The 20,343-nt window shown below is 47.0% G+C and carries 16 protein-coding genes and 1 pseudogene; 4 read left to right on the top strand and 13 right to left on the bottom strand.

From position 1 onward, the window contains the following. The first annotated feature begins 190 nt into the window (after positions 1-190). Positions 191-2,836, top strand: coding sequence for a phosphoenolpyruvate carboxylase (gene ppc / locus BM191_RS14035; protein ID WP_092879239.1), 2,646 nt, complete (start codon positions 191-193; stop codon positions 2,834-2,836). Between the two features lie 690 nt (positions 2,837-3,526). Here the strand turns inward: ppc and BM191_RS14025 are convergent. The 11 genes and pseudogenes from BM191_RS14025 to metB all read right to left on the bottom strand — a co-directional run bounded on the left by BM191_RS14025 (position 3,527) and on the right by metB (position 14,969). Beyond that, positions 3,527-4,906 (bottom strand): class I SAM-dependent methyltransferase family protein, encoded by a 1,380-nt coding sequence (locus BM191_RS14025; protein ID WP_143088839.1) that lies wholly within the window; start codon positions 4,904-4,906, stop codon positions 3,527-3,529. 448 nt (positions 4,907-5,354) lie between these two features. Beyond that, entirely contained in the window at positions 5,355-5,684 is a 330-nt protein-coding gene (locus BM191_RS14015; RefSeq protein WP_092879233.1) for a hypothetical protein, read from the bottom strand. After that, complete coding sequence (locus BM191_RS14010) at positions 5,657-6,010, bottom strand: hypothetical protein (RefSeq protein WP_092879231.1); 354 nt, start codon at positions 6,008-6,010, stop codon at positions 5,657-5,659. The genes BM191_RS14015 and BM191_RS14010 overlap by 28 nt, the downstream gene beginning before the upstream one ends. Positions 6,011-6,023: 13 nt before the next feature. Next, positions 6,024-6,764 (bottom strand): annotated as a pseudogene (locus tag BM191_RS17260) (SDR family oxidoreductase). 351 nt (positions 6,765-7,115) lie between these two features. Continuing rightward, complete coding sequence (locus BM191_RS13995; protein WP_143088838.1) at positions 7,116-7,346, bottom strand: hypothetical protein; 231 nt, start codon at positions 7,344-7,346, stop codon at positions 7,116-7,118. 413 nt (positions 7,347-7,759) lie between these two features. After that, on the bottom strand, positions 7,760-8,752 hold the full coding sequence (locus tag BM191_RS13990) for a beta-ketoacyl-[acyl-carrier-protein] synthase family protein (RefSeq protein ID WP_230479601.1): 993 nt from the start codon (positions 8,750-8,752) through the stop codon (positions 7,760-7,762). An 86-nt stretch (positions 8,753-8,838) separates the two neighbouring features. Then, entirely contained in the window at positions 8,839-8,997 is a 159-nt protein-coding gene (locus BM191_RS17255) for a hypothetical protein (protein WP_230479600.1), read from the bottom strand. 77 nt (positions 8,998-9,074) lie between these two features. Continuing rightward, positions 9,075-9,242 (bottom strand): phosphopantetheine-binding protein, encoded by a 168-nt coding sequence (locus BM191_RS16615; RefSeq protein ID WP_177203348.1) that lies wholly within the window; start codon positions 9,240-9,242, stop codon positions 9,075-9,077. An 844-nt stretch (positions 9,243-10,086) separates the two neighbouring features. Further along, positions 10,087-10,986: a methylenetetrahydrofolate reductase gene (gene metF / locus BM191_RS13985; protein WP_092879223.1), complete on the bottom strand. Its 900-nt coding sequence runs from the start codon at positions 10,984-10,986 to the stop codon at positions 10,087-10,089. A 386-nt stretch (positions 10,987-11,372) separates the two neighbouring features. Next, positions 11,373-13,802, bottom strand: coding sequence for a bifunctional aspartate kinase/homoserine dehydrogenase II (locus BM191_RS13980; protein WP_092879221.1), 2,430 nt, complete (start codon positions 13,800-13,802; stop codon positions 11,373-11,375). A gap of 3 nt (positions 13,803-13,805) precedes the next feature. Next, positions 13,806-14,969 (bottom strand): cystathionine gamma-synthase, encoded by a 1,164-nt coding sequence (metB, locus tag BM191_RS13975; RefSeq protein WP_092879219.1) that lies wholly within the window; start codon positions 14,967-14,969, stop codon positions 13,806-13,808. A gap of 296 nt (positions 14,970-15,265) precedes the next feature. Between metB and metJ the strand changes: the two genes are divergently transcribed. Further along, the gene (metJ, locus tag BM191_RS13970; protein WP_078004225.1) at positions 15,266-15,583 is read left to right on the top strand and encodes a met regulon transcriptional regulator MetJ; all 318 of its coding nucleotides are present in this window, start codon (positions 15,266-15,268) and stop codon (positions 15,581-15,583) included. Here the strand turns inward: metJ and BM191_RS13965 are convergent. Further along, the gene (locus tag BM191_RS13965; RefSeq protein WP_230479599.1) at positions 15,580-16,452 is read right to left on the bottom strand and encodes a LysR family transcriptional regulator; all 873 of its coding nucleotides are present in this window, start codon (positions 16,450-16,452) and stop codon (positions 15,580-15,582) included. The genes metJ and BM191_RS13965 overlap by 4 nt on opposite strands. A gap of 100 nt (positions 16,453-16,552) precedes the next feature. Here BM191_RS13965 and BM191_RS13960 point away from each other — a divergent pair, with 100 nt between their 5' ends. Next, on the top strand, positions 16,553-17,626 hold the full coding sequence (locus BM191_RS13960) for a linear amide C-N hydrolase (protein ID WP_092879213.1): 1,074 nt from the start codon (positions 16,553-16,555) through the stop codon (positions 17,624-17,626). Between the two features lie 59 nt (positions 17,627-17,685). On the opposite strand, the gene rpmE is transcribed toward BM191_RS13960, so the two are convergent. Further along, entirely contained in the window at positions 17,686-17,898 is a 213-nt protein-coding gene (gene rpmE, locus BM191_RS13955; protein WP_092879211.1) for a 50S ribosomal protein L31, read from the bottom strand. 216 nt (positions 17,899-18,114) lie between these two features. Between rpmE and priA the strand changes: the two genes are divergently transcribed. Beyond that, on the top strand, positions 18,115-20,313 hold the full coding sequence (gene priA, locus BM191_RS13950) for a primosomal protein N' (RefSeq protein WP_092879208.1): 2,199 nt from the start codon (positions 18,115-18,117) through the stop codon (positions 20,311-20,313). The last annotated feature ends 30 nt before the right edge of the window (positions 20,314-20,343 follow it).

Genomic DNA, 20,343 nt, shown 5'->3' with positions numbered 1-20,343 from the left:
TACCAATTTGCCGATAAGCATAACTAATGTCATAACAGCTGAATTAAATTTCTTAAATTACCTACAGTTAGCCACTGAACTCCGTGCATTTAAGTCAATTGACGAACGCGACTAACCGTGGCTAGATAAAAGACAAGGTTACGTCCAGCCTCGCAAAACAGGCCACTAAAAAAAGAAGGTGACAGGGTCAATGAACGAACAATATTCCGCAATGCGAAGTAATGTCAGTATGCTCGGTAAACTTCTTGGAGACACCATCAAGGATGCGCTGGGAGAAAACATCCTCGACCGGGTGGAAACCATCCGCAAGCTCTCTAAATCTTCCCGAGCAGGAAATGACGCTCATCGCCAGGAATTGCTGACAACCTTGCAAAATCTTTCCAATGATGAGCTGCTCCCTGTCGCCCGCGCCTTCAGTCAGTTTCTTAATCTCACTAATGTGGCTGAGCAGTTCAATACCATTTCGCACAAAAGCGGTGTATATGAGCCTGAAATGCTGAAAAGCATTCTTGAGAATCTCAAAAAACAGCCGGTGCTGAACGAAGAGACCATACGTAACGCGATTGAGTCGCTGTCGCTTGAGCTGGTGCTGACTGCGCATCCGACTGAAATTACCCGCCGGACCCTGATCCACAAGCAGGTCGAAGTCAATAACTGCCTGAAAGAGCTCGATCATGATGTTTCCGATCATGACCGTCGGCTGATAATGCGGCGCCTCCGTCAGCTGATCGCTCAGGCCTGGCATACTGACGAAATCCGTAAGCATCGGCCAACACCGGTGGATGAAGCCAAATGGGGTTTTGCGGTGGTAGAAAATAGCCTGTGGGAAGGCGTGCCGGATTTCCTGCGTGAGTTAAACAGCCAGGTAGAGGAAACGCTGGGCTATACGTTACCCGTGGATTTTGTTCCGGTGCAGTTTACGTCCTGGATGGGCGGAGACCGCGATGGTAATCCTAACGTAACCGCTGATATCACTCGCCACGTACTGCGCTTGGGCCGCTGGAAGGCGACCGACCTGTTTTTACGCGATATTGGCACGCTCATTTCTGAGCTGTCGATGTCGGAATGCACTGATGACATTCGCGAACTTTGCGGTAAGCCTAATGCGCTTGAACCCTACCGCGAAATAATGAAAAACCTGCGTCAGCAGCTGCTCGAGACCCAGGCCTGGCTGGAAAGCCGTCTGAAAGGCGAAAAACTTCCGCGTCCGGCCAATCTGCTGATTGACAATGATCAGCTCTGGGATCCGCTTTATGCCTGCCATCAATCGTTGAAAGCTTGTGGGATGGGTATCATCGCTAATGGGCTGCTACTGGATACGCTACGCCGCGTCAAATGTTTCGGTGTGCCGCTGGTGCGGATCGATATTCGTCAGGAAAGCACCCGGCACACCAAGGCAATTGGCGAAATCACCCGCTATCTCGGCCTCGGCGATTATGAAAGTTGGTCCGAAGCAGATAAACAGGCGTTCCTGATCCGTGAGCTGAATTCGAAACGGCCGCTGTTGCCACGTCAGTGGGAACCAACGCCTGATACGCGAGAAGTGCTGGAAACTTGCCGGGTCACAGCCGAAGCCCCACGGGGTTCGATCGCCGCCTACGTCATCTCAATGGCGAAAACGCCCTCTGATGTTCTGGCCGTCCATCTGCTGCTAAAAGAGGCCGGCATTCAGTTCGCACTGCCGGTAGCACCGCTGTTTGAAACGCTTGATGACCTGAATAATGCCAATGATGTGATGTCGCAGCTTCTGAGCATTGACTGGTATCGCGGTTTTATTCAGGGCAAACAAATGGTGATGATCGGCTATTCCGACTCGGCAAAAGACGCCGGCGTGATGGCTGCCTCCTGGGCGCAGTATCAAGCGCAGGAGGCGTTAATCAAGACCTGTGAAAAAGCCGACATCACGCTAACGCTGTTTCACGGTCGCGGCGGTAGCATCGGTCGTGGCGGTGCGCCTGCCCAGGCGGCGCTGATGTCGCAACCGCCCGGAAGCCTGAAAGGGGGTCTGCGCGTTACCGAGCAGGGCGAGATGATCCGCTTTAAATTCGGCCTGCCAGAAGTTGCCATTACCAGTCTGGCGCTCTATACCGGCGCGATTTTGCAGGCGAACCTGCTACCCCCGCCTGAACCGAAGCCCGGTTGGCGTAGCGTTATGGATAATCTGTCGAAGGTCTCATGCGATATGTATCGCGGATACGTACGCGAAAATAAAGATTTTGTCCCCTATTTTCGCTCAGCAACGCCGGAACAAGAGCTGGGCAAACTGCCCTTAGGTTCACGGCCGGCCAAGCGTCGTCCGAACGGCGGCGTTGAATCTCTGCGTGCTATTCCGTGGATCTTCGCCTGGACGCAAAACCGGCTGATGTTACCCGCCTGGCTGGGGGCCGGTGCCGCGCTACATAAAGCAATGAACGACGGGCATCGCGACCAACTGGAAGCAATGTGCCGTGACTGGCCGTTCTTTTCTACTCGTCTTGGCATGCTGGAAATGGTGTATTCCAAAGCCGACCTCTGGCTGGCGGAATATTATGATCAGCGACTGGTTGATCCCGCTCTCTGGTCACTTGGCCAGAAGCTACGACAGCAACTGGAAGCGGATATCACAACGGTATTAACCATCGCCAACGATGCCCATCTGATGGCTGACCAACCATGGATCGCCGAATCTATCGCATTGCGTAACGTTTACACCGATCCGCTTAACGTACTTCAAGCGGAACTGTTACATCGGTCACGCCAGCAGGATGCTGCCGGTGAAGGAGTGGATCCGCATGTAGAACAAGCGCTGATGGTCACCATTGCTGGCATTGCCGCGGGTATGCGCAATACCGGTTAATCACGTAAAGCGGTTTTTTTACGCTGCTTTATAACCACGTCAGACATCATCATCCCGGTTATGGAGATGATGATGTCTGACGAAACGGTAAGTTTTCTCTGAATACGTTGCTCTGTCCGGCCTTTCGCCACTAATTACCCCCCACCGAGGGCGCTTGCCGCATACCTTTACTGCACTTTTTTCCGATGGCTTGGGGAAGGCACAGCCATAAAATAAACTGTCAGTTATAAGAGACAATTTATATTGACTTCAGTGGTCGCCGCTTTGCACTCAATATCGGAGTAACACCCGCTACAGTATTGTGTTTTCTTGTCGGTAGAACAGAGTTAACTCCACCAGTGGCAATGCGTATTGCAGGAGCTGGAAAGTAAACCTGAGTTCTGAATACGTCTTCAGAGCGCTTATGACCTGCGTCAGTTGGAAAACGTCCGAGATTGTTCTATACGGCAATCAGGACGAAATTTCACCGGGTACTTCAAAACATTAATAAACAAACAACCGCATTGTTGGCAGTTATCTCGGCTACACGGACACTACCCCAGTAAGGCCACCAGTAAATTCGCGCAGCGGTACATGGGACATGAACGAGAGCATTACTGCGCAAACAACTTTTAGACAAAGATGGAGCTGCGTAAAGAACGGATCTGCGATCAAGAACAATCCCGCTGTTGCGCAGTATGTGTGGTACGTTCAGATGTTGTCAGTTTTTTTAGCCAGGGAAACTGAAAAAATCCCCCATGGATCTATTTTTTGACTAATCTTTGTAAATCCTGCTAACCGGACTAAATCGTCAATTTCTTGTTGAAAACGACGTCGAATTAACCATGGTTTTTTATCTTTATTACGAGTCATAACTCGTGCCATGTAAGTATGCCGTGGATGCCAGAGGAAATTGGTATAAATAAAAACGCCCTCTTCTTCGAGAGTATTAAAAATACCCTTTAAAGATTGTAAAACATTCTCATTTTCATCAAAAAGCTCATAGAAACCAGATGCAACAGCAATAGTCCTGTCCGTGGGAAGTGAAGCCAAATCCAATGCAGAGAAGGCATCACCCTTCTCGCAAGAAATAATCCCATCTAACTTTCTTTTATTGATAATATCATTAACTATATGTAAGTTGTATTCATCATAATCACGAAGAATAATATTCTTAATTTTTTTAAAGTCATCGTCTGATAAACTAAACAAATACTTTGCATGGCCAGATGCTATATCTAATATGTTAACACTAAATCCTGAATCAGAAAGGTAGTTAATTGATTCAATTAAGTAGGTATGAACACACTTTTCTCGATGCCGTGCCCCTTGCCATGGAATACTATTTAAGTATAACTTATCAAAATACTTCCCTATAATCCACTTTCCCTCGGGCCTGTTATTGTAAACATAATCAAGCATTGCATCGGAATCAAAACCATGAACTATTCCTGTTTTTATACCATCTGAAAAAAAAAAGCAATCCTGAGCAGAATCCAATGTACAGTCCAGTATATTTTTTTTAAAATTATTTTTTTCCGGGATAGCTAACCTGGCGTTCTCTTCATAGGTAAATCCTTTTTTTTCAGCATTGATGAAAAGGAAGTTTTCTTTTAACTTTATAGAAGATAATTCAATGAAGGACTTTACACTCTCTTTAAGAGAAGGACTCTTTGATGAGTCATTTAGTATAAATGATGAAAAATTCTTATTGAGTATAGAATTGAAAAAAATTTTTCCATATTTATTTTTATTGGATAAAATTATCATAATAGGGCTAACTACTGAATGAGAATCGTAGGAAAGTTTTTTTAGTCTGAATGAGTGAGAGGATAGGGAAAGTGAGTTTAATGAAAAGAGTATTGCAGAGTTAAACCTCGGGGCAAAATCATGTATCCATGATAAAAAATAAACTGTAACGACATCGTCACTAATGAAAACAACGTCCTTTGGTTGTAAGCCGGATTTTAATATTTTGCTTTCATATAAAAAATTAATTTTATGAACATTACACCTCAACGTATCCTCTTCATAATCTTCTCCAGGTTCCGGAATGATACCCTCAAGATTGAAAAGATATACATCATACAACCCATCAATGTCGTTGATGATTTCAGATAGTTTATCGCTTGTTTTAAAAAAAAGAAAATAAAAATACTTTTCTTAGACTTGGAGTGTAATTGAGGAGTTTTTTCTGGCATTTTATTTACCTGAGAATAAATAGGAAAGAAGTGAGGAAACAGTAACAAAGCTAAACATCATGCAACATTACCTTGCGGTTTTTTTATTTTGTAAGACGGCTTCTTATCTTTTCCATTAATTTAGGCTCCCATTCATTGTCCCATTTATCCACTAGATATTTTATTTTATTTCGATGATGTGAAGATTTGGCATCGAATCCTGGTTTAACAAAGTTAGTTCTTTTAGGTAATCTTGCATTTATTTGTTGAAGTGAAATATCTATGTTTAACTCTCTGGAAACAAAAAAAGTTGCATTGATTATTTTCTCGTTAAAACTGCTCGTTTTTTATATATTCAGCTATAAACTCCTTAGTCCATAATTTTTCGCCATAAATATTTTCAAATGTCGCGATAGAAACATGGCAATGCTCAATTTCTTCAGCATAATGATATTCCAATAAATATAGAACACCAAGATTCTCTGAAATATCCAACATATAATCAATTTTCCATTATCCATGACATTTTCAAAAAAGGAAAATGCTGCCATACACACTTCAGTTTCAAAGGCAGCAATACTCTTCAGTGCCTCTTTAAAGAAAGGGCTGTCTAAAGTTAAACCATTACCCTCATCTTTCTCAATACCTTGAACAATTGGTTTTACAAAGGATTTATAAGTTGTAAACATGAAATCATAAACCCTTGGGTGATACTTTTCGCGGGTGGGGGGAGTACATTCTTAGCAATAAAAAGATTTAACTTTTTGTGAGCTGCTGCATGCCTTCTTTCTTGAGAAATAAATGTGCTAAATCTATTATCCCCATATGATGTATCTTTCACAAATCTGTCATAGTACTTGCTAATAGCATCGCCATAGAACTCGAAAAATTCAAGAAAATATGAAGTACCAAGACCAATCAAGGAAAAAACATTGTCGCCAATCCATTTGTATTTAAAGTTCTTATCGAGTGACATAACATCAAAAACTTCTTTCGGTACCATCCTTAATTTCATAATGCACCCTTCATTAAATTGATAATCCGCCATCTACTAAAATATTTTGTCCAGTTATATATTTCCCACCCTCACCGATTAAATAAGATACAGTGTGTGCAATGTCATCAGATTTTCCAAGTCTTCTTAATAATATCAGAGAGAGTAACTGCTTCTTCTTTTTAGGTTCAAGGGAAGACAGCATATCAGTTTCAATAAGACCTGGAGCAATATTGTTCACACGGATATTAAACCGCCCAACCTCTCTGGCAAGACTTTGAGTTAAGCCAGTCAATGCGGCCTTAGAAGCTGAATAAGCTGTTTATCCTACATTGCCTCGCAGCGCTGAAACAGAACTGATTGTAATAACGCAACCATCCCCCACATTAATCATGGATGGTAACAGTGAACGAATAGCATAAAACGGTCCATTTAGATTGGTATCAATAATCTCCTGCCAATCCTTAAATTCAGTATTGATAAGTAATTTGTCATTTTTCATGCCGGAATTATTTATTATCCCGTAAGGAGCTCCATGAGATTTTATTAAACTGGAACATAAGTTGTTAAGGCTTTCGTGATGTCGGACATCACAGTAAAAACATAGGCAACAACCTCCTTTTTGATTTATATCATTGGCGATCTCTAATGCGTAACTCTTTTTTGATCGGTAAGTGAAAACAACTTTATAACCTTCGTCAGTTAGCTTTTTAACTATACTTTTTCCAATGCCACTATCGCCGGACGTAACAAAAATCCTTTTTTTTAGTTTCATTTTTCCTGTCCCTCTGATTGTTTGAAGTTCCCGATTTTGTAAGGATAGCGGAAGTCGTTACCAACGATGTCTCCGTTCTTAGTAAAGTCTTTCTACGAAGCATATAACCCCCTATGTTTCATAGCATAAATAGCCCTTATCTGTTAATCCAGAAAACAACGGATTTTATCTTCACCAAATAAAATTTAATCTGCTGATTTAATATGTTAATTTTTATTCTAACTTGTTTTCCCGGTTGATTTAGATTGCGCTTAAAATGCTCGTGTAATGCTACCCATTGAAGATTGATATAATAATAAATCCCTATGATATATTTGATAATTGAGTACGCTATAAACGGAAAAATCTTGCTTAATGATATCCTTGTCCTCGAAAAAAACTTAAATCTTTTAAATTCTCAGGTCTTAAAAGGAAGTCGTATTGGTTGATAATAATGTCTTGATCCACCTGATATGTAACAACCTTAGATTTATCAGGTTCTTTGGTAATATTCAAAGCCTTACTGTAAAAAGGATCACCATTTTGATATTTAAAGCAAACGCTGAAAATAAATGCATCCATAATAACCCAAGGAATATTCACCTCAGGATATGTTTCTTTAAATATAGCTAATTGATCTGATATAAATTCAGCATCGATAAGTATTTCATTACTCGCTTGCTTTGTTTTTTTCTATTTTCATCTTTACGTGCACGACCTACGACAGAGCAGTCACTATTTAAGCATTGGATTTTTGATACGATGTAATCGGACTCTATAAATAAATCATAGCTAACCACAGAATTTCTATAAACAGGTCTCTTTAATCTATGTGAGATCTCAGCTGGAAATCTAAGGTGATTTTTCAATGATAACTTCGAATATAAAAGATAGAGCATTCCCTGAACAATTATATCGTTAAGTCCATTTTTATTGCTACAGACTCATCAAAATGAACTTTATTGTAATCACCAGAGAAAAACGCCCATTTCTCTATATCGTCATGGTTAAATTTTCTATTCATTTTGATATTCCTTCAATATGAGACAACTATTTGCCCCACCAAATCCATAATTGACATTCATTGCATGTTTCACAGGGTAATGTAACAAATGCTCATTTGGTACATAATTTAGATCACATAATGGATCTGGTTTTTTAAAATTTATTGTTGCTGGGATAATCTTATATTCCATAGCTTTCAGACAAAAAATCGTCTCCATAGAGCCAGCAGCTGAAATCAAGTGCCCTGTGTAAGACTTTGTACTCGTCATGGGGATTTTATAGGCTAAATCACCAAAAACTTCTTTTGAAACCTGAGTTTCACTCAGATCATTCATCGGAGTTGATGTGCCGTGTGCGTTTATATAATCGATGTCATTGCATGTTAAGCCAGAAGATTTGATGGCATTTTCTAAAGTTTTTATCTTTCCTTCCATATCTTCAGCTGGTGCAGTTAATACTGGCCAGGCATCTGAATGGTTAGCATACCCTATAACTTCACCTAAAATTTTTGCATTCCTTTTTTTTGCTTTTTCCAGTGATTCGAGACAAACTACGGCACTTCCTTCAGATAAGATAAACCCACTACGCTCTTTGCTAAAAGGACAGCAAGGTTTCTGTGGATCATATTTCTCCTTGCTCAAAGCTGATAAAACATCAATTGACCATACCGGAAAATGTCCCATTGTGCTCTCAGCGCCTCCTGCCAGCATTAATGACATTTTCCCACTTTTTATGATTTCATAAGCCTCTCCAATAGCTATATTTCCCGTAGCACAGGCTGCCACTGGTGTGCTCTGATAATCTTTCAGATTCCAGTTCACGGAAATTACTGCTGTGGCAATGCTCGGCATAGTATGAAAACGTGCCTGGATTGAAGGATTTTCTTCCCGATAAGCAAAGTAATTAGCTGCTATATTATCGAAACCACCCCGCCCAGTTCCGACAATAACACCACAATCAGTATTATGATAATGATCAAGAATTGATGAGTCTGGAAATGACATATCAATAGCTTCTTTAGCTGCTATCAATCCGAGTTGTGCAAATCTGGGTGAGTTTTTTTAAATTTTTTTAGAAATCCAACGAGTATCTAGCGGTTTTTTATACGGCCAAAAAAATTAGCTCTAATATTCCTATCATTATAATTATCATATCCCATGCTTTTATTTAATACACTCTCCCAAATTTTTACAGCATCTTCTCCAAGTGAACATATTCCACCATATCCGGTAATGACTACTCTGTTCATAACATTGAACCTTTAAACTGTAATTCAATGCATTTTAAAAAGTCTTCATATTTTCGGGCATGTTTTCTGCTATACGATCAAAATCCAAAAGGAAGTCGAACTCTCTTTTTTAAAACAACTTGAATAGAAAGAAAGTCTAAACTGTCAAATCCAACATCTTGGATTAAAGTATCTGGTTTTAAATTGTCAAGATTGAAATCTGTGAGTTCACTGAACTGCTGCTTCAATAGTTCATCTATACTCAATTTGATATCCTTCCCTTAACTTATTGATGACTGAATCTATCCAAAGAAAAATAGATAACGAAGCTGTTGAGTGAAGTGGCGATCCTTATCAGGCAACGCTCAACGTAATTTATTTATAACCCCTTAACTCAAATATTGAAAAAGGGTAATTTCGATCAATAACAGTGATTCAATATTTTTTGGCTATTGAATAATATTTTATGATCGCTATAAACGATTAGATTTTTTTAGAAATTTAATGTCTGAAATTTTTGGATAAAAAAACTCTAATACCCTGTTTTCACTGTGTTTTAATCAATATTAATCCTTACCCAAAATCTCCAGTAGCGTTGATAATGCATCCCCTAATCAGACTTCACTTTAATTACTGATCACATCGCACCCAGTCCTGGCTTTCTATCGCAAGTGTCAGAAAAGGGAAAAGCGAATTCAATTTGTTAGCTGAGCTGTTCGTCCCGCAGGCCATGCACCAGCGGCGATAAGCTGAAAACGGCTTGCTTAGCGGTGATCGCTCTGAACAGAGAAATTAGCGCATCTGGCGTCCGCAGTCGGTATGAGCAGAAAATGAGCGCAATGAGGCTAATGAGCCAGTGCGCCGGTTAAACCTGTGCTGCGGCGATCGCCAGTTCAATCTGAGACAGATCAACATTGCGATTATGATAACGCCACCAAAACTTACAGGCAGAATGTATCGACATAAAAGGGCAGTAAAACAGGCAGAAAAATCAACAAAATGTTGACTTTGTTGCGTATTTTACTCTGGAAGCCGCATTTGAAATCCACGAATTATCCCACAGACTCTTTTGCGGACTGGCTTAATATGACAGGAAATAAATGGCAATTATCAGGCGGCACTGACTGCCGGACGTACGCCGAGAGTATGGCAAATGGCATAGCTCATTTCAGCACGGTTAAGAGTATAAAAATGAAAATCTTTCACCCCTTCGCGGCTGAGGATTTTTACCATATCCATAGCGATATTCGCGCCAACCATTTTGCGTGTTTCGGCATCATCATCCAGCCCTTCAAACATGCTGGTCATCCAGCCCGGCACTCGTACGTTAGTCAGCGTCGCGAAGCGTTGTAATTGTTTGAAGTTTGACACCGGCAAAATGCCCGGCACCACTTCAACGTCGATGCCCGCCGCTACACAGCGATCGCGAAAACGCAGATAGCTTTCCACGTCAAAGAAAAACTGCGTTATCGCCCGATTGGCGCCAGCATCGATCTTACGTTTAAGATTAATCAAGTCTGCCTGCGCGCTACGCGCTTCCGGGTGCACCTCCGGATAAGCTGCGACAGAAATATCGAAATCGCCTACCTCGTTCAGCAGAGAAACCAGATCGCAGGCATACATACCCGGTTTTCCGCTGCCGGGAGGCAGATCGCCGCGCAGTGCAACAATGTGGCGGATCCCACTTCTCCAGTAATCCTCTGCGATGGTTTTTAGCTCATCACGGCTGGCGTCAACGCAGGTAAGATGTGGTGCAGCGTCCAGTCCGGTGCGGTCTTTAATGTCTTTAATGATACTGTGAGTCCGATCGCGTTCGCCAGAGTTAGCACCATAGGTTACCGAAACAAACTTAGGCTTGAGGCTGCTAAGACGATCAATTGAGTTCCACAGAGTATCTTCCATTTCTTTGGTGCGCGGCGGAAAAAATTCAAAAGAGACATTGAACCGCCCACACAGCTCGGCCAGACTTTGATTCAGCGCCTCACGCTGGTTGGCGTGGAAGAAACTCATACCCTTACCTCATCGATCGTAGCTTAAATGGCTTGTCATATTGAACATCTATACGTTTAGACGTCCGAAAGTAATAAAATGACGCTTTTACGCCACAGCGTCAATGAAATCTTGGCCATTCTGCGTGACAAATCTTCAGGGAAAGTGAAAAAAAATCATCACAAAATTTACGCGTAGGCCTGTTCATCATCAGAGGAAAACGCGGGTACGTAGGCTTAAGACGCGGGAAGAAGACTGTATTCTGAAGGATTGATGAAAACTCGATTGGATCCTGCCTGAGTCAGCCAGCACGCTCCTTGTGACTGGCTCTTTAACCGATAGCGACGTCTGCGACGATCAGCGGCAATTGTTTGTCAAACAGCGCGCTGGATGCTATTCAACGGCGGTCACAGAAGCTGCGCCAGCCGGTTGAGATCGGACTGGATAGCTCCGGCAGTGACGTCGCGCCCCGCCCCCGGCCCACGAATAACCAGTGGATTATCACGATACCAGCGGCTTTCAATGGCAAAGACGTTATCACAGGGCAATAACGAGGCTAGTGGGTGCTCAGGCCTCACAGCCTCTACGCCAACACGTGCTTTGCCATTAGCATCAAAGCGTGCGACGTAGCGCAGTACCAGCCCCATCTCCTGCGCGGCTTCAAAACGCTGTTGCAGGGTTTGATTGAGAACGTCCCCGTTTTCAAACAAATGGTCGATTGACCCATTATCGCAGCCTGCAGGTACCAGAGACTCAACGCGAACCTGATCGGGTTCGACGTCATAGCCAGCCTCACGCGCCAGAATAACCAGTTTGCGCATAACATCCTGACCGGACAGATCGACACGCGGATCGGGTTCGGTAAGTCCCTGCTGCCAGGCCTGATCCACCAGTTCAGTAAACGGCACGCTGCCGTCATACTGCAAAAAAAGCCATGATAACGTGCCGGAGAAAATACCGCTGATAGCCAGAATACTATCGCCACTTTCACGCAGGTCTCGTACCGTGTAGTTAATTGGCAGACCAGCACCCACAGTGGCGTTATACAGCCAGTATCGCCCGGTTTTGGCGAAAGCATCGCGCACCTGGCGGTAGTGGTCGCCCGCCGAAGCCCCTGCCACTTTATTTGCACTGATGACGTGAAAACCATAGCTGGCAAAATCAAGATACTGATCCGCCAGCTCTTCGCTGGCAGTAACGTCTAGCACCACCAGGTCGTCATAGGGATGATCGCGCATCCACAAAAAGAGCGACTCCTCATCACGCTCTTCGGCTTCGTCGCCAAAAAATGCCAGTGCACGACTGGCGTCGAGGCCGTCGTAGCTCAGGAGGCTACGGTTGCTATCCACCACCCCGGCGAGGATAAACTCAAAACCTGTTCTGGCGGAAAGTGTTTCCTGCTCGCGGGCAAACAGCTCCAGCCAGCGCGAGCCAATGTTACCCTTGCCGAATAGCATCAGGCCAATTTGTTTCTCCGCCCGGAACAGCGACTGATGCAAGCCTCGCACCAGATGTTCAGTAGGGCCAACACGCAGCACCGCAACCAAACTGATACCTTCGGCTGACTGCCATATAAACTCCACTGGCTGGTCTTTAATTTGCTGCCAGAAGCGGTGGCTGTGCAGCGGGTTGCGGCTAACGCCTGCCCCTACCAGCGCCACCATCGCTAATCCTTCGCGGAGTTTCAGTCTGCCCGGCAGGCTAGCGCCCTGTAATAAACTCAGCGCACTGGTGACCACTTCTGAGGTATAGCAGAGTTGAATAAGGCTACGATCCTGATGGATACCAAGCGCCAGCGGTCGAAGCTGAGCACGTTTGAGTAAGGCGTCGATTTCTTGCTGTAAGGCGATAAAACTGTGAGAGGCCGCCGCCTGAAACTCAATCAGACATACGTCGTCATGGCTGGTAACGATGCGCGCCCCGGTGCCAGAAGCCAGCACGCGTTCTATGCGAGTGGAACCCTGTTCAGGCTGATAGCTACAGCGCAGCTGTAAATTGATATCGCTTGAGGAAACGGGTTGCAGCGTGCGGGTATGCAGCACCGGTGCCGCCAGCCGCGCCAGCTCGCTGGCCTCATCCAGACGTAGCAAAGGTAGGAGGCAGGCATCTTTAACTTTGCGCGGGTCAGCGCTATACACGCCAGCGACGTCACTCCAGATAGTGACATTATCCACACCCGCCAGCATGCCGATCTGGGTGGCGGAATAGTCGCTCCCGTTGCGCCCCAGCAGCACGGTCTCCCCAGCCAGGTTGCGGCTGATAAAACCGGTAACCACCAACCGTTGTTCAGGGTATCGTGCAAGCAGCGCCTGCAGTAAAGGCAAGGAGCTACCTTCATCCACCTGCGGCTGCGCAGCACGCTCAGCACACAAAAAATCACGTGCGTCCAGCCAACTGGCGGCTAAATCGCGTTGATTAAGCACCGCCGCCATCAGGCGTGCGGACCATATTTCACCCTGTCCGACGACTTCGGCATAAACGGCATCGCTCATGACACCGTCGAGCAAAGCGGCCAGACGCTCAAGATCGCGAATGAGTGCATTGAGCAGAGGGCCAGCGTATACCTCCGGCAGCAGGGTCGCGATAAGTTCACTCTGATAACGGCGCAGCGCCTGCTGCACCTGATGAGCAGACAGGCGATCGTTCTGACTGAGCTTCAGCCAGCTAATCAGCTGGTTAGTGGTGCTGCCTGCGGCAGAGACCACCATTATATCGCCAGGCTGGCTGTACTCGGCCATGATGTCAGCAACGCGCTGATAACACTTCGCATCGGCCAGGCTACTGCCACCAAACTTATGTAACTGCCGGGAAACTAACGCCCCTACTGTCGTACTCATTTGTTACCTCTCAGCCGCGATCCGGAAGGCATTATCCATATCGGCAATTAAATCTTCATGATCTTCAATACCTACTGACACCCGCAGCAGAGTATCGGAAATCCCCGCAGCTGCACGCGCTTCCGCCGACATGCCAGCGTGAGTCATCGTTGCGGTATGCGAGATCAGGCTTTCCACTCCCCCCAGTGATTCAGCCAGGGTAAATAGCGTCAGCGCTTTGAGGAAACGACGGAGTACTGTCTCATCGCCATCCAGTTCAAAACTCAGCATCGCGCCAAACCCCTTTTGCTGACGGGTAGCAAATTGATGGCCGGCATTTTCTGGCAGAGAGGGGTGATACAGCTTCTTCACCAAAGGCTGTTGTTGCAGGTAATTAATCAGTGCCAGCGCGTTGCGCTGTGCCGCTGCCATACGTGGTCCAAGAGTTCGCATACCTCGTAGCAAGAGATAGCTGTCGAAAGCAGCGCCGGTAACGCCGATGTTATTGGCCCACCAGTTCAGTTCAGTCGCCAACGTCAGATCTTGTGCGACTATCGCCCCGGCAACGACGTCTGAATGGCCATTGAGATATTTCGTACAGGAGTGCAGCACCATGTCGGCACCCAGCGCCAGTGGGTTTTGCAGGGCCGGACTCAGGAAAGTATTATCCACCACCGTCAGTGCGCCAACGTCATTTGCCGCTTTACAAATGCTGGCAATATCAACCACCCTCAGCAGCGGATTACTCGGCGTCTCGATCAGCACCAACTTAGGCTTTTGCGCTAGCACAGCCTGTAAGGCTTTTTCATCGCCCTGATCGACAAAGGCCACCCGATATGCGCCACGCTTACTTTGGCTCTCAAAAAGACGATAACTCCCGCCATAGCAATCATGGGGCGCCAGCAGCAAATCGCCGGGTTTGAGAAACACCGTACAAAGCAGGTGGATTGCGGACATACCGGTATTCGTCATCACCGCGCCGGCGCCATCCTCCAGCTCTGCCAGTGCGCGCTGTACGACGTCGCGAGTAGGATTACCACGCCGGGAATAATCATGCACACGTGGCTGATTAAAGTCGATGAAATTGTAGGTGGTAGACAGATTAATGGGAGGCACCACACAACCATATTGCTCATCGTTATTCAAACCACTACGCACTGCAATCGTTGCCTGTTTGCGCGTTTTCATGATGCTTATCATTCCTGCGAAGCTAAAAGAGGCTTATAGCCTAAACAGAGGATCAATAGACGTCAATACATCTGGACATCTAAATGTCTTTGCGTATAGATTGAGCAGCGAGACGATTCTCGCTAAAATTATGTCACTTTTGCGTGCCGGTAGTTATCGACAAGCAATTTATCGTTAACCTTGTTATCGATCCGTGTAGCGACGCGCTATTTGCAGCATAATTATTCCTGGTCGACATGCATAGCCTGCAAAGTCGCACAAGGTAACTTTCACTCTGACGAGGATTAAGATAACTCATGGCTGAATGGAACGGCGAATATATCAGCCCCTACGCTGAGCATGGCAAAAAGAGCGAACAGGTCAAAAAGATTACGGTCTCGATTCCGCTCAGCGTGCTTAAAATTCTGACCGACGAACGTACGCGTCGCCAGGTAAATAACCTGCGCCACGCCACCAACAGCGAATTGCTATGTGAAGCCTTTTTGCATGCCTTTACCGGGCAACCGTTACCAGATGACGTCGACTTACGCAAAGAGCGTAACGATGAAATTCCTGAGGGCGCGAAAGGCATCATGCGGGAAAAAGGGATTGACCCTGATACCTGGGAATACTAAACGGTAAAGCTTCGCTCAGCGACGTCGAGCACATGACGCAACGTTGTGTGCCCGACCTTGCCCGGCTGCCACAGGGCAACGACCGGATGCAGCATCCCTTTTCGCCCCATCACGGTTTCAATACGCTCAACGCCCGCTTTCTGCCGGGTAAAAAAATGCGTCGGCAGCATCGCCCACCCTTGCCTGGCCTGCAGCAAAGCAATCAGAAGTTCCCGCTCATTGGCGCTTTGCGTATGGTCGGCGATCTGCAGGCGCTGCGCCAGATATTCCGGCATGAAATCCCAGGGTAACAGCTGAGTATGGGAAGCAAGCGCCATCATAGTTACTGGTTTTTCACTAAACAACATAGGGCTGGCATAAACGGCAAACTCTATCGCACCAAGCGTCTGCCAGCTAAACGACTGCCCCACCGGGCGATTCAGCGCCTGATAAATACCTATGTCTGCCCGCCCCTCAGCCAAGGCCTGCTCGCCCTGCGATCGTGGCTCGCAGCGTAAATTAACTGTCACGCCGCTTTTGGCAAGCTCCGTGCTCAGGCTAACAAGCATTGAGTGCGGAATAAAAACATCGTAACTGACCTGCAACGACTGGCTCTCTCCGCCAGCCAGCTGGCTGGCAATACCACTGAACGCCTGGGCCTCTTGTAGAAATAACACCGCCTGACGATACAAACGGTCGCCAGAAGGCGTCAGGCGAGGAGGGCGCGTTTGCCTGTCGAAAAGTTCGCAGCCGAGATCAATCTCAAGGCAATTAATCAGCTCGCTTACCGTCGTGCGATCTTTGCGTAACGCCTGAGCCGCGCGCGTCATAGTACCGTGACGGCACACCGCAACAAACGCTTCCAGCTGAAGCAGAGTGAAAGAGATCATACTCACCTCATTATGGGGGGATATCCCCCGATAACTGACTCCTTACAACGCGCATTATCGGCATAACCTGTCCTTATTAACACTATAAGGAGCTTTATCAATGAAAAAATTTGCCGTAATACCTGTTGCTGCGCTGCTGCTTACCACCGCCCTCTCCCCCACTGCGGATGCCTGTACCCGCGCCTTTATGAATCAGTATCCGGGCTATATGGTCAGCGGACGCAACCTGGACTTTTTCGGCCCCGTGGACCCGTCACTGGTGATTACACCACGCGGCGTTGCCCATAATGGTGGCGACGTGGCAAATGCTGTCCACTGGACGTCACGCTACGGCAGTGTGGTCATTTATGCCGACAATCTCTTTCCGATGGATGGTATAAATGAGAAAGGGCTGGCAGGTCATACCCTCTACTATACCAACGGCAAGCAGCAGCAGATCAACAATCAGGATAAGCCCGTATTACAGAGCCGCGCCTGGCTGAGCTACATTCTCGATAACTACGCCACCGTAGATGAAGCGGTTAAAGGATTACAAAACGTCCGGCTGGAAGCCGCTAAATTACCGATCGATTACGCCACGGATACTAAGCATATTGCCATTGAAGATCGCAGCGGCGACTCGGCAATTATAGAAATCGATAATGGTGTGGTTCATATTTATCACGGCAGGCAATATACGGTATTAACCAACCCACCGTCTTATGAAAAACAGCTAGAAAATCTGAAGAAATACCAGCATGTCGATCGTAACGCCATCCCAGGTACCCAGGAGGCTGACGCCCGCTTTGTGCGCGCCAGCTTCAACCTGCACAATCTGCCGCAGCCTGATAATAAATACCAGGCGCAAGGTTTTGTGGAGTCGGCACTAAACAACGTGGCCTATCCAATCGGATATCCAAGCGGTAAAGAAGAAAATGCGGTGTCTAACGTCTATGAGAAATACACGAAACGGAAGAATCAAGATAAGGGAGTTGGCACTTACTGGACAACAATTTCTGATCTAAGCCACGGTGAGTATCACTTCAAATCCACCTTTGCACCTTCAGAAGTTTATATCAAACTTAGCGAAGTGAATTTTAACGTCGGGCAGCCGGTAAAGCGCATTCTGCACCTGAACGATTACGCCTTACACGGTTGGGAAGGCAATATTCTCAATCAGGCTAAAGCGCAATAATCGATCATCAAGCATAAAAAAAACCCAGCAAAGCTGGGTTTTTTTTATATCCGCAGGACTTATTTGCTGCCCGGGATGCTAAAGCGTTTGTTGAAACGCTCAACGCGACCGCCGGTATCAACTACGCGCTGCTTGCCGGTAAAGAACGGGTGGCAGTTGCTGCACACGTCCAGGTTCAGGTCACGACCCACGGTAGAGTGGGTTTTGATAACGTTACCGCAAGAACAGGTTGCAGTAACTTCGACGTATTTGGGATGGATATCTTTTTTCATGGCGGACCTCAGTAAGGCCGTGTCGCTCTCCCGTGCCAGACCACTGGTCTGCACCGGCACCACACGATGTTAAAAAGTTAGTGTATTCCGACGTCGATGATTACACGCCGAAGGCCGCGAACTATACAGAAAATAACCGTCTGGCGCAATCTGATCCTCACATTTTCGCCATCACGGTGTACACTGTCCAACTCTATGCTGCCGCCGGAATGTTTGATGACCGTTGTTGAGATCGCCTTACCCGTCCCGCTGGCCCGCCGGTTTGACTACCTGCTGCCGGATGGCCTGCCACCCGCGAGTATCGGCGGTCGGGTAAGCGTTCCATTCGGAAAGCGCAACGCGATTGGCATCGTCACCGCAATTAAAACTCACAGCGAGCTACCGCAAGCCCAGTTAAAAAACGTTCAGGAGGTGCTGGACGGAGATTCTCTTTATCCTCCCTCTCTGTGGCGGCTTCTCAACTGGGCAACCAGCTATTACCATTATCCGCCTGGCGAAGTACTGTTTCACGCCCTTCCTACACTTTTACGTCAGGGGAAGCCAGCGCGTGAAACACCCCTCTGGCAATGGTATATCACCTCGCAGGGTAAGGAGACGGCGCCTGAAAGTCTGAAAAGCGCACATAAACAGCGCCAGGCGCTGGCCGTTCTACGTCAGGGGGCACTTTATCGTCACGAAATCAGTCAACATGATATCAGCAACGCCGTTTTGCAGGGGTTACGTAAAAAAGGACTTTGCGATCTGCGACCATACTACGCCACGGTAGCCGACTGGCGTCAGCTAACCATCATGCATGGCCAACGCCTGTGCCTTAATACCGAACAGGCCACAGCCGTCGGTGCAATCCGCAGTGCGGATAATTGCTTTAGCGCCTGGCTGCTGGCTGGTATAACGGGTTCAGGTAAAACCGAAGTTTATCTCAGCGTACTGGAGAATGTGATTAATAGTGGTCGTCAGGCGCTGGTACTGGTACCAGAAATTGGCCTCACACCGCAAACCATCGCGCGCTTTCGTGAGCGTTTTAACGCTCCCATTGATGTGCTGCATTCTGCGCTGAATGAAAATGAAAGGCTGGCGGTTTGGCTACGCGCCCGTCGGGGAGAAAACGCCATTATCATCGGCACGCGCTCGGCTCTTTTCACACCATTGGCTCGTCCAGGCGTGATTATCATCGATGAAGAGCATGACAGCTCCTATAAACAGCAAGAAGGTTGGCGCTACCACGCGCGCGATCTGGCGGTGATGCGCGCCCGCGAGGAAAATATTCCGGTAATTATGGGCTCAGCGACACCGGCGCTGGAAACGCTGCAAAACGTACATAACGGCAAATATCGTCAGCTAACGTTGAGCAAACGTGCCGGTAATGCCAGGCTGGCAACACAGCAGCTGATCGATCTGAAAGGCGTTAAACTACAAGGAGGGCTATCTCCCCAGCTGGCGGGCAAAATAGCGCAACATCTGCAAGCAGATAACCAGGTGCTACTGTTTCTCAATCGTCGCGGTTATTCTCCAGCACTGATGTGCCATGAATGCGGCTGGATTGCTGAGTGCCAGCGCTGTGACCACTATTATACCCTGCATCAGCATCAGCGCCAGCTACGTTGCCACCACTGCGACAGCCAGCGTCAGGTGCCGCATCAATGTCCGCAGTGCGGTTCAACTCAGCTGATGCCCGTCGGGCTTGGCACTGAGCAGTTGGAGCAAAACTTAGCCAATCTGTTTCCTGGTATTGCCATTTCCCGTATCGATCGGGACACCACCAGCCGGAAAGGCGCACTTGAACAACAGTTGGCTCAGGTACATCGCGGTGGCGCCCGCATTCTGGTCGGCACCCAGATGCTGGCCAAAGGGCATCATTTCAAAGATGTTACGCTGGTGTCATTACTGGATGTCGACGGTGCGCTGTTTTCTGCAGACTTTCGCTCTGCAGAACGCTTCGCTCAACTTTACACTCAGGTAGCAGGCCGGGCTGGGCGCGCGGGTAAACAGGGTGAAGTCTTGCTGCAAACGCATCATCCTGAACATCCCCTGCTGCAAACCTTGCTGCATCAGGGTTATGACGCCTTCGCGCGTCAGGCTCTTATCGAGCGAAAGAGCGTTTTTCTCCCCCCCTTTACCCGCCATATTCTGTTTCGTGCCGAAGACCAGGACAACCAGCAAGCCGCACTTTTCCTCCAGCAGCTGCGTAACCTGCTTGAGGCCAGTCCTCTGAAAGATGAGGCCTGCTGGATCATGGGACCAGTACCGTCCTTGCAAGCAAAGCGAAGTGGTCGTTACCGTTGGCAGCTATTGCTGCAACATCCTTCACGCCCCCGTTTGCAGCGCCTGCTGCAATCGAGCCTGCCGTTAGTCGCAACCCTTCCTGAGACGCGAAAAGTTAAGTGGACGCTGGATGTCGATCCAACCGAATGCTGAACGGTGCGAGACGGATCGAAAAAAGTGGTG

This window comes from Izhakiella capsodis (assembly GCF_900115045.1).
In the GTDB taxonomy this organism is placed as follows: Bacteria; Pseudomonadota; Gammaproteobacteria; order Enterobacterales; family Enterobacteriaceae; genus Izhakiella; species Izhakiella capsodis.
This window is presented reverse-complemented; position numbering and strand designations above follow the sequence as displayed.

Excerpts from the sequence above, each read along its gene's own strand:
- ppc (WP_092879239.1), top strand. The coding sequence starts at position 191 with ATGAACGAACAATATTCCGCAATGCGAAGTAATGTCAGTATGCTCGGT.
- BM191_RS14015 (WP_092879233.1), bottom strand. The coding sequence starts at position 5,684 with ATGTTTACAACTTATAAATCCTTTGTAAAACCAATTGTTCAAGGTATT.
- BM191_RS14010 (WP_092879231.1), bottom strand. The coding sequence starts at position 6,010 with ATGAAATTAAGGATGGTACCGAAAGAAGTTTTTGATGTTATGTCACTC.
- BM191_RS13990 (WP_230479601.1), bottom strand. The coding sequence starts at position 8,752 with ATGTCATTTCCAGACTCATCAATTCTTGATCATTATCATAATACTGAT.
- BM191_RS17255 (WP_230479600.1), bottom strand. The coding sequence starts at position 8,997 with ATGAACAGAGTAGTCATTACCGGATATGGTGGAATATGTTCACTTGGA.
- metF (WP_092879223.1), bottom strand. The coding sequence starts at position 10,986 with ATGAGTTTCTTCCACGCCAACCAGCGTGAGGCGCTGAATCAAAGTCTG.
- BM191_RS13980 (WP_092879221.1), bottom strand. The coding sequence starts at position 13,802 with ATGAGTACGACAGTAGGGGCGTTAGTTTCCCGGCAGTTACATAAGTTT.
- metB (WP_092879219.1), bottom strand. The coding sequence starts at position 14,969 with ATGAAAACGCGCAAACAGGCAACGATTGCAGTGCGTAGTGGTTTGAAT.
- metJ (WP_078004225.1), top strand. The coding sequence starts at position 15,266 with ATGGCTGAATGGAACGGCGAATATATCAGCCCCTACGCTGAGCATGGC.
- BM191_RS13965 (WP_230479599.1), bottom strand. The coding sequence starts at position 16,452 with ATGATCTCTTTCACTCTGCTTCAGCTGGAAGCGTTTGTTGCGGTGTGC.
- BM191_RS13960 (WP_092879213.1), top strand. The coding sequence starts at position 16,553 with ATGAAAAAATTTGCCGTAATACCTGTTGCTGCGCTGCTGCTTACCACC.
- rpmE (WP_092879211.1), bottom strand. The coding sequence starts at position 17,898 with ATGAAAAAAGATATCCATCCCAAATACGTCGAAGTTACTGCAACCTGT.
- priA (WP_092879208.1), top strand. The coding sequence starts at position 18,115 with ATGACCGTTGTTGAGATCGCCTTACCCGTCCCGCTGGCCCGCCGGTTT.